The following is an 11,817-nucleotide window of genomic DNA, read 5'->3' as shown; positions in this document are numbered from 1 at the left end:
CTGGGCGGGTGGCCGCCATCGATCAGGGAAAAGATCATGAAAACGTCATTTTTCAATCTGTTTCTCATCCTCGCTCTGGCCTCTTTCGGCAGGCTGCTGGCGGCGGAACCGACCCTGGAAGTCTGGTCAAGCCCGGTTGCCGCCAGTCGGGACATACTGACCGCAGAGACCATAACCCAGCTGGAAAAACATAATGCTGCGGAAGCACTGGCGACCGTAGCCGGAGTAACGCTGGAGAAATCGGGAAACCGTAACGAAATGCAGGTCAGGGTTCGGGGCTTCAACAGCCGCCAGGTACCGGTTTACCTCGACGGTATTCCGGTTTATATCCCCTACGATGGCAATCTCGATCTGGGACGCTTCCTGAGCGCCGATCTCTCCTCGCTGGAGGTTTCCAAAGGCTACACCTCGTTATTGCAGGGGCCGAATCAGCTGGGCGGATCGATTAATCTCGCCAGCCGCAAACCAGAGAAAAGCCTTGAGGGACGCGTTGGCGTTCGTCAGGGATGGAGCCGGGCGGGAGCGAATGCCAGAGAAAGTCATGCCTCGCTGGGAATGAAAGGCGAAAGCGGATTTCTGCAACTCAGCGCCAGCCAGTTAAAAACGGACTTTACCGCTCTGCCTCAGGGGATCAGCAATCGAACTGCCGGAAAAAATGGCCGACGGGATAATTCGGCCTCTGAGGATAATCATGGGTTGGTCAGGCTCGGGTGGACCCCTCGTGAGGGTGATGAGTATCTTTTCAGCTGGAATAACCAACAGGGTGAAAAAAACAGTCCGCCCTGGGCCGGAAACGGCAATGTTCAGTCGCGTTACTGGCAGTGGCCGGAATATGACAAACAAAGCCTTTACTATCAGGGAAATTCACGCCTCAACGACGTTTTTTCACTGAAAAGTCGCCTTTATCACGACACTTTCAGGAATACCCTGCTGATGTATAACTCCGCTGCCGCCCGACAAAAAAAGCAGGGAAGTTACAGCCATTATGATGACTACAGCAACGGGGCTGCGTTACAGCTCTCTGCCGGACTGCGTGACGGCGATTTGCTCTCTTTTGCCGCTCACTGGAAAGATGACGTTCACCGGGAAAAAAGCGCTAAAAAAGGGCCGGTCGATCGCTATGCCGACAGAACCTGGTCGCTGGCGACGGAATATCAGTGGGCAGCAACGGAGATGCTGGAGGTGGTGGCGGGCTTCAGCTATGACTGGCGGGACAGCCGGGAAGGTCTGAAACATGAAAGTGACGGCAGCATCACTCGTTACGCGTCTAACCGTCAGCGAGCGTTTAACTGGCAAAGCATGTTCAGATACCACTTTACGGGTGGGGATGCGCTCTCCTTTACGCTGTTTGATCGCACTCGCTTTCCGACGCTGAAGGAACGCTATACCACCTCGCGTCCGGCTTATGCCCTGAGTGCGCTAGTCAATCCACATCTCAGGCCAGAGCGCGCGCTCGGTGTTGATTTAAGCTGGAGCGCCGTGATTACACCGGCGTGGCGTCTTGAACTCAGCACCTGTTACCAACGCCTGAGTCGGGCCATTCTCAGTATTGATATTGATGCGCAAACGGTCCAGAACCGCAACAGTGGCGAGGTGGACTATTACTGTCTGGATATCGGTCTGCACGGCGCTGTCGGGCAAAAAGTAAAAGTGGGCCTGAATTATGGCGGCATCAATCATCGGGTAAAACAGCGTTCAGCGGGTAATATCACCGATCTGCCTGCGCAGACGCTGACCAGCTGGGTGACCTTTGCCCCAAATGATAACTGGAGCCTGACGCTGACCGAAGAAGCGCGCTCTGCCAGCGACAGTGACAGTGGGGGCACACGTCGGGCCGCAGGCTATGCGATAAGCCATCTGCGCATGGATCTGCTGACGGGCAAAGGGGTTACTTTGAACGCGGCAATTAAAAATGTCTTCGACAGAAAATATGAACTGACCGAAGGCTTTGTCGAACCGGGAAGGCAATTTTGGGCTGGCATTGAATACCGTTTTTAAACGCTGCCAGCCCGGTATTCAGCGGGAAGATGGTTTTTGCAGGGCCAGATAGTCCAGCATACTACCGCAGACAATCCCAAGCGTTGCCAGCGCCATGCCGCTTTGCCACAGCAGGCCAATTGCTTTACCTGCATCGAACAGCCCGGTTGCCCTGAGTGCCAGCATTATCAGCCCCACCGCTATCAGCATTGCCCCCGTTTTCAGCGCGTGTAATGCCCAACGGTAGCCCTGGGGGAAATGCGTACGGACGGCAAAATCCTCGCCGCTTTGTGCCCGTGTAAGCGTGGTTTTGCATCCTGCTAACAGCATCAGACCCGGCAGGGCCGCAAGCACTGAAAAGGCATAAAAGTTCGACCATCCCCAGGCTTCGACAAGCCAGCCCGCGAGGGGACCAACATACACCCGGCCCACCGCTGACAGTGCAGAGAGCAGGGCAAACTGCGTGGCTGAAAAGGATTTATTGCACAATGTCATTAACAGGGCGACAAAAGCTGCCGTGCCCATACCGCCGCACAGATTTTCCACAAATACCGCCGCAGCCATGCTGTACAGATGTTTGTCGGTGACCGACAGTCCCCAGTAAGCGAGGTTAGAGACGGCTTGCAGGATGCCAAACAGCATCAGCGCACGAAAAAGGCTCATGCGCTGCATCAGCACACCGCCAGTTAACGCACCCAGGATGGTCGCGCTCAGCCCCAACGTTTTATTAATCAGGCCAACGTCTCCGGCATCAAATCCCATGCCACGAATCAGAAACAGCGTGGTGAGGCTGAGGGCAAAAGCATCTCCCAGCTTATAAAGGACAATTAACGAAAGGATCAGCCAGGCATTATTGCGATTAAAAAAATCACGCAGCGGGGCGATGACCGCTTCTTCCAGCGTTGCCGGTACGGCGATGGCGCTATCCGGCTCTCTGGCGATAAGGGTGGCGACAACGCCCGGAACCATCATCAACGCCATCAGCCACCAGATGGCATGCCAGCCGAGATAACGATCGGCAATCCACAAGGCCAGCCCGCCGGAAAACAGCATGCCCAGACGATAGCCCAGTACGCTAATCGCTGCGCCGCTGCCCCGTTCTTCTGCGGGCAACACATCGGTTTTCCAGGCGTCGAAAACGATATCCTGGGATGCGGAACAGAAGGCAATCAGCACGGCCAGCGCGGCCAGCAGCGTCAAATCACGCGAGGGCTGCATAAACCCCATCAGCGCAATGCCGATTATCAGCAGGATTTGCGTCACCAACAGCCAGCCGCGACGCCGCCCTGAAAAAAGCGGAGTATAGCGGTCCATCAGCGGCGACCAGAGAAACTTGAAAACATAAGCCTGACCGACCAGCGAGAAAAAACCGATGGTTTTAATATCGACGTTTTCCACGGCCATCCATGCCTGCAAGGTGCCGGAACTCAGTGCAAGGGGTAAACCAGAAGCGAAGCCCAGCACCAGCAGCAGGGCGGCATTACGTTGGGTAAAAATTTGCAGATAATGACGGGTCATAAGAACCTTAAAGCACGCTGCGTCAGGCGTAAGACGTCACAGGATTACTGGCTCAGAATGCGACGGCAACTTGAAAAGATTAAGCGTCATCCCTGACGATCCCTTAAGCCCACTGCGGTAACGGCTGATATCCCGCCCGGGCTGGCTAAACAGGACTAAACTATCCTCTGTCAGTGGGCATTCTGCCTGATAAACTGATGAATGCTGGTGTCCTGAGCCATATCTGAAATTACGTCGCTGAGGGTGGAGTTAACCGCATTGGTGATTTTATCGTTGGTGGCATTAAATGCGCCTTCAACACTGTAGGTCTGACGGTAATTTTTAACCTGCTTGTTGCCATTTTTGGCGGTGGCGATAATAGAAATATCCGCTTTGGTAGTGATACTGTATCGCACGTTGCCCTGGGTGACATCGGCATACAGATTATTGACGACGATTTGCAGGTCAACTGCGCCGTTTGGTCCAATCATGTAGCCACGTGCGCCCATTTGCTTCTCCAGCACTTCCTGAAGCAGGAAGCGCAGATCGCGGGTTGCGGTCAGCGTCACCAGCTGACCATCGCGATTCACTTTTGCCAGCGCCTGATCGCTGCGCTGATCGGCACCGTTAATGCTGACGGTGACGCCGCCCAGGCTTGGATCCTGCTGAGGCAACTGAATTTTTGGGGAAATAGTCAGCGTGTTGCTGTTGTTTGCACAACCGGCCAGAACGAAGATGGCCAGCAGAGGGAAAATGATTTTTTTTAACATGCTTATTTTCTCGGTGACTTAAAGGTGTGGTGCAGACACTACGGCGGTCATCATAACATCGCTTTTCACAAGTTGAAGCCCTGATAAGACGTAAATTCATCGTCCTGCATTTTCAGCCAGTAACGCCTTGTTAAGGCACGTCATTCACGGTCATGAGGAGTAAAGGTATGGTTCGCGAACAAATAGAAGCAAAGTTAAGTGCAGCGTTTGCTCCCGTGCACCTGGAAGTCCATGACGAGAGCTATCGTCATAATGTTCCCGCAGGTGCAGAAAGCCATTTCAAAGTCGTAATTGTCAGCGACAGTTTCACTAATCAGCGTTTTCTGATGCGCCATCGTGCTATTTACGGCGTACTGGCGGATGAACTGGCTGGCAGCGTCCATGCGCTGGCTCTGCATACCTACACCAGGAAGGAGTGGGAGGGGTTGCAGGATACGGTTCCGGCCTCACCCAATTGTCGCGGGGCCAGTACTCTGGCGTGATCCCGTATCACTACCTCTGGCGGCCTGCGGGCCGCTTTTTTCTGCCTGCCACAAAATCCCCCCGATTTGGGGTTTCAACGGTTTTATCAGACAAAACTTGTCGGGATACTGAAATCGGGTGTGGGTGTGGCCTCGACTCGCTTTGACGTTGCCGCTATAATGCTGCGTCTGTTTTTTTCCGGAATGTCTTCGGGACGCTTCTGATACAGGGAGTGCGGTTCTGATATCAGAAGCCGCCCCGGTTCTTAGTCTCTAACTCCGCTTTTCATAGCGCGGGTAGGGTCTGAAGTTGACCGAGCACGTGATTTTTTGAGGTAATTAAGATGCAAGCTTCAGTAGAAACAACTCAGGGCCTGGGCCGCCGCGTTACGATTACCGTCGGGAAAGATGTAATCGAGAACGCGGTGAAAAGTGAGCTGGTCAACGTAGCAAAAAAAGTTCGTATCGACGGTTTCCGTAAAGGGAAAGTGCCGATGACCGTCGTTGCACAGCGTTATGGCGCTTCCGTTCGCCAGGATGTTCTGGGCGACCTGATGCAGCGCAACTTTGTTGACGCCATCATCAAAGAAAAAATCAATCCAGCCGGTGCGCCTTCTTATGTTCCGGGCGATTACAAAATGGGTGAAGATTTCACCTATGCCGTTGAGTTCGAAGTCTATCCGGAAGTCGAGCTGCAAGGTCTGGAAGCAATCGAGGTTGAAAAACCGCTGGTAGAAGTGACCGATGCTGATGTGGACACGATGCTGGAAACCCTGCGTAAACAGCAGGCGACCTGGAAAGAGACCGACCGTGCGGCTGAAGCTGAAGATCGTGCTACCCTGGATTTTTCCGGTTCTGTAGACGGCGAAGAGTTTGAAGGCGGTAAAGCTTCTGATTTCGTTCTGGCCATGGGCCAGGGCCGGATGATCCCGGGCTTTGAAGAAGGTGTTGTGGGTCACAAAGCGGGCGAAAGTTTCACTATCGACGTCAACTTCCCGGAAGATTACCACGCTGAAAACCTGAAAGGTAAAGCAGCGAAGTTTGATATCGTGCTGAAAAAAGTTGAAGAACGTGAACTGCCCGAGTTCACTGAAGAATTCATCAAGCGTTTCGGCGTCGAAGATGGTTCAGTCGCAGGTTTGCGCACTGAAGTGCGTAAAAACATGGAGCGCGAGCTGAAAGGCGCTGTGCGTAACCGTGTTAAGACTCAGGCTATCGATGGTCTGGTCAATGCTAACGCCATCGACGTGCCTGCTGCTCTGATTGACAGCGAAATTGACGTGCTCAAGCGTCAGGCCGCGCAGCGTTTTGGTGGCAACGAGAAGCAGGCGCTGGAACTGCCTCGTGAGCTGTTTGAAGAGCAGGCTAAGCGCCGTGTCGTGGTTGGCTTGCTGCTGGGTGAAGTTATTCGCACCCACGAGCTGAAAGCCGACGAAGACCGTGTTAAAGCACTGATTGAAGAAATGGCTTCAGCTTATGAAGATCCTTCTGAAGTAGTCGAGTTCTACAGCAAAAACAACGAGCTGATGAACAATATGCGTAATGTTGCTCTGGAAGAACAGGCGGTTGAAGCCGTACTGGAAAAAGCTAAAGTGACGGAAAAAGCAACAAACTTCCAGGAACTGATGAACCAGGTACAGACTGCCTGATTCACTGATTCTCAAGGATAAATAAAAGCCCGCGGTTGTGACAACCGCGGGCTTTTTGTTTTATCCATTGCGCACAGCGACATTCCTGACGTTATTCGCTCATTAAACCGGCAAATTATCGACTAAGCTATTTTTCCTGGTTAGCAGTTGATAAAAACGTTGTTATGCTTGAATCAGTGGGGCAGCATCCCCAGATAGGAGTCCGGCCAAGTGAAATTTATCCAGGAGACAGATAATGTCATACAGTGGCGAACGTGAACAAACAGCACCTCATATGGCATTAGTGCCGATGGTGGTAGAACAGACCTCTCGTGGAGAGCGTTCTTACGACATTTTTTCTCGCCTGCTCAAGGAGCGTATCATCTTCCTGACCGGTCAGGTTGAAGATCATATGGCAAATCTCATCGTCGCCCAGATGCTGTTTCTGGAAGCCGAGAACCCGGAAAAAGATATCCATCTTTATATTAATTCGCCAGGTGGTGTGATCACCGCAGGCATGTCGATTTACGACACCATGAAGTTTATTAAACCAGACGTCAGCACCATCTGTATGGGCCAGGCATGTTCAATGGGTGCTTTCCTGTTGACCGCCGGTGCAAAAGGCAAGCGTTACTGTCTGCCAAATTCACGCGTGATGATCCACCAGCCGCTGGGGGGCTATCAGGGCCAGGCGACGGATATTGAAATCCATGCGCGTGAAATTCTCAAGGTCAAACAGCGAATGAACGAGCTGATGGCGGAACATACGGGCAAAACTCTTGAAGAAATAGAGCGTGACACTGAACGCGATCGTTTCCTGTCTGCCAACGAAGCTGTAGAGTATGGTCTGGTCGATTCAATTCTGACGCATCGCAGCTAAGCCATAGCCCCTCTGTCGTCTATAGTTATTGAGGGGCATGAGCGACGAATGAGGATGCCGACTTAAGGCATCATCGCCGCGTACAAAGCGGACGAAGATAACAGAAGAGGTTAACTGATGACAGATAAGCGCAAAGACGGTTCAGGAAAGCTGCTGTACTGCTCTTTTTGCGGCAAAAGCCAGCATGAAGTGCGTAAGCTGATTGCCGGCCCGTCAGTGTATATCTGCGATGAGTGCGTGGATTTATGTAACGACATCATTCGCGAAGAGATAAAAGAAGTTGCACCGCATCGTGAGCGCAGTGCCTTACCAACGCCACATGAAATTCGCCATCATCTTGACGACTACGTTATCGGTCAGGAAAGAGCGAAGAAGGTGCTGGCGGTTGCGGTTTACAACCATTACAAACGTCTACGTAATGGTGATACCAGCAATGGCATTGAGCTTGGCAAAAGTAACATTCTGCTGATTGGGCCGACCGGTAGTGGTAAAACGCTGTTGGCTGAAACGCTTGCCCGCCTGCTGGACGTCCCCTTTACTATGGCGGATGCCACCACCCTCACCGAAGCGGGTTATGTCGGCGAGGACGTCGAAAACATTATTCAGAAACTGCTGCAAAAATGTGACTATGACGTGCAAAAAGCGCAGCGCGGGATCGTATATATCGATGAAATCGATAAAATTTCCCGCAAATCAGACAATCCTTCCATCACCCGTGACGTATCAGGGGAAGGTGTACAGCAGGCGTTACTGAAACTGATTGAAGGTACGGTTGCGGCCGTTCCGCCACAGGGTGGACGTAAACATCCACAGCAGGAATTTTTGCAGGTTGATACCTCTAAAATTCTGTTTATTTGCGGTGGCGCATTTGCCGGCCTGGATAAAGTCATCTCTCAGCGAGTGGAAACGGGTACCGGAATCGGCTTTGGCGCTACGGTAAAAGGTAAATCGCAAAAGGCGACAGAAGGTGAGTTGCTGGAGCAGGTAGAGCCAGAAGATCTGATCAAATTCGGTCTGATCCCTGAATTTATTGGCCGTCTGCCGGTGGTTGCCACCCTGAACGAGCTGAGTGAAGAAGCATTAATTCAGATCCTTCGTGAACCGAAGAATGCGCTCACCAAGCAGTATCAGGCCTTGTTCAATCTGGAAGGTGTGGAACTGGAATTTCGTGATGAAGCTTTGACGGCAATTGCTAAAAAAGCCATGTCCCGCAAAACCGGCGCACGTGGCCTGCGTTCGATCGTTGAAGGCGCATTGTTAAACACCATGTACGACCTGCCATCAATGGATGACGTGGAAAAAGTGGTGATTGACGATTCGGTGATCGACGGTCAGACCGAACCGATGTTGATCTATGGTAAGCACGAGGCACAGCAGGCTTCTGGCGAATAATTAACCAAACCTTTCCAGTCAGTTATCGCAAAAAGGGAGAAAATTTTCTCCCTTTTGTTTTTCTCGCGCACTTAACATTGAATGTGTCGCATCCATCCCCATATACTCAGAAACCTGTTGGGTAAAACTGCCTTTTACATTGTTTTTAGCAGTCCCCATCACCCTGGCGGAAATTAAACTGAGAGAGAGCTCTATGAATGCTGAGCGTTCTGAACGCATTGAAATCCCTGTGTTGCCGTTGCGTGACGTAGTGGTTTATCCGCACATGGTAATTCCGTTGTTTGTTGGTCGTGAGAAATCAATTCGCTGTCTCGAAGCCGCCATGGATCATGATAAAAAAATCATGCTGGTCGCTCAGAAAGAGGCTTCAACGGATGAACCTGGCATTAACGATCTTTTCTCTGTTGGCACCGTAGCTTCCATCCTGCAAATGTTAAAATTGCCTGATGGCACGGTAAAAGTGTTGGTAGAGGGCCTGCAACGTGCGCATATCACCACTCTTGCAGATAATGGCGATCACTTCACTGCTCAGGCAGAGTACCTGGCCTCAATGGAAATTGACGAGCGCGAACAGGAAGTGCTGGTGCGCACGGCGATTAATCAGTTTGAGGGCTACATCAAACTCAACAAAAAAATTCCTCCGGAAGTACTGACTTCGCTTAACAGCATTGAAGACGCGGCCCGCCTGGCTGACACGGTGGCTGCCCATATGCCGCTGAAACTGGCCGATAAACAGTCAGTGCTCGAAATGTCTGATGTCAACGAGCGTCTCGAATATCTGATGGCGATGATGGAATCGGAGATCGACCTTTTACAGGTTGAAAAACGCATCCGTAACCGCGTTAAAAAACAGATGGAGAAGAGTCAGCGCGAATATTATCTGAACGAACAGATGAAGGCGATTCAGAAAGAACTGGGAGAGATGGATGATGCCCCGGATGAAAATGAAGCGCTGAAACGCAAAATTGACGCGGCGAAAATGCCAAAAGAAGCCCGTGAAAAAACGGAAGCCGAATTGCAGAAGCTGAAGATGATGTCACCGATGTCAGCAGAAGCAACCGTCGTTCGCGGATATATCGACTGGATGGTGCAGGTTCCGTGGAATGCGCGTAGTAAGGTCAAGAAGGATTTGGTCAAGGCGCAGGAAACACTGGATACCGACCACTTCGGGCTGGAGCGGGTAAAAGACCGTATCCTGGAATACTTAGCGGTACAGAGTCGCGTGAGTAAAATCAGGGGGCCTATCCTCTGTCTGGTGGGGCCTCCAGGCGTGGGTAAAACCTCTCTGGGCCAGTCTATTGCCAAAGCAACCGGACGTAAGTATGTGCGTATGGCGCTGGGTGGTGTACGTGATGAGGCCGAAATTCGCGGTCACCGCCGTACCTACATTGGCTCTATGCCGGGTAAACTCATTCAGAAAATGGCAAAAGTCGGGGTGAAAAACCCACTGTTCCTGCTGGATGAGATCGACAAAATGTCGTCGGATATGCGTGGCGATCCGGCATCCGCCCTGTTGGAAGTGCTTGATCCTGAACAGAACATTGCCTTTAACGATCACTATCTGGAAGTAGATTACGATCTCTCTGATGTGATGTTTGTTGCAACCTCAAACTCCATGAATATTCCGGCTCCGCTGTTGGATCGCATGGAGGTTATCCGTCTTTCTGGCTACACCGAAGACGAGAAGCTGAATATCGCGAAGCAACACCTTCTGCCCAAGCAGATTGAGCGCAACGCGCTGAAGCAGACAGAACTGACGGTGGATGACAGTGCGATAGTGGGCATCATTCGTTACTACACGCGTGAGGCAGGAGTACGTAGCCTTGAGCGTGAACTGTCCAAGCTGTGTCGTAAGGCCGTTAAATCATTGCTGATGGACAAAGCGGTCAAACACATCAGGATCGATGGCGATAATCTGAAAGATTATCTGGGTGTACAGCGTTACGATTATGGACGTGCCGATAGCGAAAACCGTGTAGGTCAGGTGACGGGGCTGGCATGGACTGAAGTCGGCGGCGATCTGCTGACGATTGAAACCGCCTGCGTGCCGGGTAAAGGTAAACTGACCTATACCGGATCGCTGGGTGAAGTGATGCAGGAATCGATTCAGGCTGCGCTGACCGTCGTGCGGGCCAGAGCTGAGAAACTGGGTATCAACGGTGATTTTTACGAAAAGCGTGATATCCATGTGCATGTCCCTGAAGGGGCTACGCCGAAGGATGGACCGAGTGCCGGTATCGCGATGTGCACCGCGCTGGTTTCCTGCCTGACCGGTAATCCGGTGCGTGCCGATGTGGCCATGACGGGTGAGATTACCCTGCGTGGTCAGGTTCTTCCTATCGGTGGCTTGAAAGAGAAGCTGTTGGCGGCACATCGCGGCGGAATCAAAACCGTGCTGATCCCGGATGAAAACAAACGCGATCTGGAAGAAATCCCGGATAACGTGATTGCCGATCTGGAGATCCATCCGGTTAAACGGATTGAAGAAGTGCTGGCGCTGGCGTTGCAGAATGCCCCTTATGGCATGCAGGTAGCCACTGCAAAATAGTGATTTAAGACAAAAACACCTTAAAACCACCGCTGGCAGGTAAATTCGGGCTTGCCAGCTTTTTTTTGTGCCGCTAATTTAGAGTGCTGTTTAGCCAGTGAAGGCCAGAGCTCGCGATATTTGCTATGGCTCAACAGACAAAACTTATATAACTGATGCGCATCCGTGATGGGGTAAACCCGATTGCGAGGTGGATAATTTAAGAGGGGATGATTGAGTGAATAAGTCACAATTGATCGACAAAATCGCCGCCAGTGCTGATATTTCTAAAGCAGCTGCTGGACGTGTGCTTGATGCTTTCATGGACTCGGTTTCTGATTCTCTGAAAGCGGGCGATGAAGTCGCACTGGTCGGTTTTGGCACTTTCTCTGTTCGTGAGCGTTCAGAGCGTACCGGTCGCAATCCACAAACAGGTAAAGAAATTACTATCCCTGCTGGCAAAGTGCCCGGTTTTCGTGCGGGCAAAGCACTGAAAGATGCCGTTAATTAAGGCATTCTGAGTAATTTCTCGGGTTGTAGTGAGGACTGTTAAGGTGTTCTCCTGTACCATAAGGGCACGTCAGAATTCTGATGTGCCTTTTTTATGTTTAATGACAAACGAGCCTGATACGCAGCGGCGTGGAGCGTTCCTGGGAATGTGGGACGAAGCTCAAGGTTTACATTC

At 51.7% G+C, this 11,817-nt stretch carries 10 protein-coding genes; 7 read left to right on the top strand and 3 right to left on the bottom strand.

Annotated elements, in window-relative coordinates; all coding sequences use genetic code 11:
- Positions 1–36 precede the first annotated feature (36 nt).
- Positions 37–1,998 (top strand): TonB-dependent receptor plug domain-containing protein, encoded by a 1,962-nt coding sequence (locus tag BG55_RS01335; RefSeq protein ID WP_034933468.1) that lies wholly within the window; start codon positions 37–39, stop codon positions 1,996–1,998.
- Positions 1,999–2,016: 18 nt separating this feature from the next.
- On the opposite strand, the gene ampG is transcribed toward BG55_RS01335, so the two are convergent.
- Together ampG and BG55_RS01325 are read right to left on the bottom strand one after the other, a co-directional pair.
- Complete coding sequence (gene ampG / locus BG55_RS01330; protein WP_034933467.1) at positions 2,017–3,495, bottom strand: muropeptide MFS transporter AmpG; 1,479 nt, start codon at positions 3,493–3,495, stop codon at positions 2,017–2,019.
- A 170-nt stretch (positions 3,496–3,665) separates the two neighbouring features.
- Positions 3,666–4,244: a lipoprotein gene (locus BG55_RS01325; protein WP_034933466.1), complete on the bottom strand. Its 579-nt coding sequence runs from the start codon at positions 4,242–4,244 to the stop codon at positions 3,666–3,668.
- Between the two features lie 167 nt (positions 4,245–4,411).
- On the opposite strand from BG55_RS01325, the gene bolA reads away from it, so the two are divergent.
- From bolA to clpX, 4 genes are all read left to right on the top strand, one after another.
- Positions 4,412–4,726: a transcriptional regulator BolA gene (gene bolA / locus BG55_RS01320; RefSeq protein ID WP_034933465.1), complete on the top strand. Its 315-nt coding sequence runs from the start codon at positions 4,412–4,414 to the stop codon at positions 4,724–4,726.
- 323 nt (positions 4,727–5,049) lie between these two features.
- A complete protein-coding gene (gene tig / locus BG55_RS01315; protein ID WP_034933464.1) occupies positions 5,050–6,354 on the top strand; it encodes a trigger factor in 1,305 nt (434 codons plus the stop codon).
- 235 nt (positions 6,355–6,589) lie between these two features.
- Entirely contained in the window at positions 6,590–7,213 is a 624-nt protein-coding gene (gene clpP, locus BG55_RS01310) for an ATP-dependent Clp endopeptidase proteolytic subunit ClpP (RefSeq protein ID WP_034933463.1), read from the top strand.
- A 117-nt stretch (positions 7,214–7,330) separates the two neighbouring features.
- On the top strand, positions 7,331–8,605 hold the full coding sequence (gene clpX / locus BG55_RS01305) for an ATP-dependent protease ATP-binding subunit ClpX (protein ID WP_034933462.1): 1,275 nt from the start codon (positions 7,331–7,333) through the stop codon (positions 8,603–8,605).
- Between the two features lie 18 nt (positions 8,606–8,623).
- On the opposite strand, the gene BG55_RS22395 is transcribed toward clpX, so the two are convergent.
- Positions 8,624–8,824 (bottom strand): hypothetical protein, encoded by a 201-nt coding sequence (locus BG55_RS22395; protein ID WP_152542575.1) that lies wholly within the window; start codon positions 8,822–8,824, stop codon positions 8,624–8,626.
- Between BG55_RS22395 and lon the strand changes: the two genes are divergently transcribed.
- Complete coding sequence (gene lon / locus BG55_RS01300; RefSeq protein WP_034933461.1) at positions 8,799–11,153, top strand: endopeptidase La; 2,355 nt, start codon at positions 8,799–8,801, stop codon at positions 11,151–11,153. The two genes, BG55_RS22395 and lon, sit on opposite strands and share 26 nt — an antisense overlap.
- 217 nt (positions 11,154–11,370) lie before the next feature.
- On the top strand, positions 11,371–11,643 hold the full coding sequence (gene hupB, locus BG55_RS01295) for a nucleoid-associated protein HU-beta (RefSeq protein WP_034933460.1): 273 nt from the start codon (positions 11,371–11,373) through the stop codon (positions 11,641–11,643).
- Positions 11,644–11,817: the final 174 nt, after the last annotated feature.

The organism is Erwinia mallotivora, assembly GCF_000590885.1.
Classification (GTDB): domain Bacteria; phylum Pseudomonadota; class Gammaproteobacteria; order Enterobacterales; family Enterobacteriaceae; genus Erwinia; species Erwinia mallotivora.
Note: the sequence above shows the minus strand (reverse complement) of the source record. Positions and strands in the feature narration are given on the sequence as shown.

Excerpts from the sequence above, each read along its gene's own strand:
- BG55_RS01335 (WP_034933468.1), top strand. The coding sequence starts at position 37 with ATGAAAACGTCATTTTTCAATCTGTTTCTCATCCTCGCTCTGGCCTCT.
- ampG (WP_034933467.1), bottom strand. The coding sequence starts at position 3,495 with ATGACCCGTCATTATCTGCAAATTTTTACCCAACGTAATGCCGCCCTG.
- BG55_RS01325 (WP_034933466.1), bottom strand. The coding sequence starts at position 4,244 with ATGTTAAAAAAAATCATTTTCCCTCTGCTGGCCATCTTCGTTCTGGCC.
- bolA (WP_034933465.1), top strand. The coding sequence starts at position 4,412 with ATGGTTCGCGAACAAATAGAAGCAAAGTTAAGTGCAGCGTTTGCTCCC.
- tig (WP_034933464.1), top strand. The coding sequence starts at position 5,050 with ATGCAAGCTTCAGTAGAAACAACTCAGGGCCTGGGCCGCCGCGTTACG.
- clpP (WP_034933463.1), top strand. The coding sequence starts at position 6,590 with ATGTCATACAGTGGCGAACGTGAACAAACAGCACCTCATATGGCATTA.
- clpX (WP_034933462.1), top strand. The coding sequence starts at position 7,331 with ATGACAGATAAGCGCAAAGACGGTTCAGGAAAGCTGCTGTACTGCTCT.
- lon (WP_034933461.1), top strand. The coding sequence starts at position 8,799 with ATGAATGCTGAGCGTTCTGAACGCATTGAAATCCCTGTGTTGCCGTTG.
- BG55_RS22395 (WP_152542575.1), bottom strand. The coding sequence starts at position 8,824 with ATGCGTTCAGAACGCTCAGCATTCATAGAGCTCTCTCTCAGTTTAATT.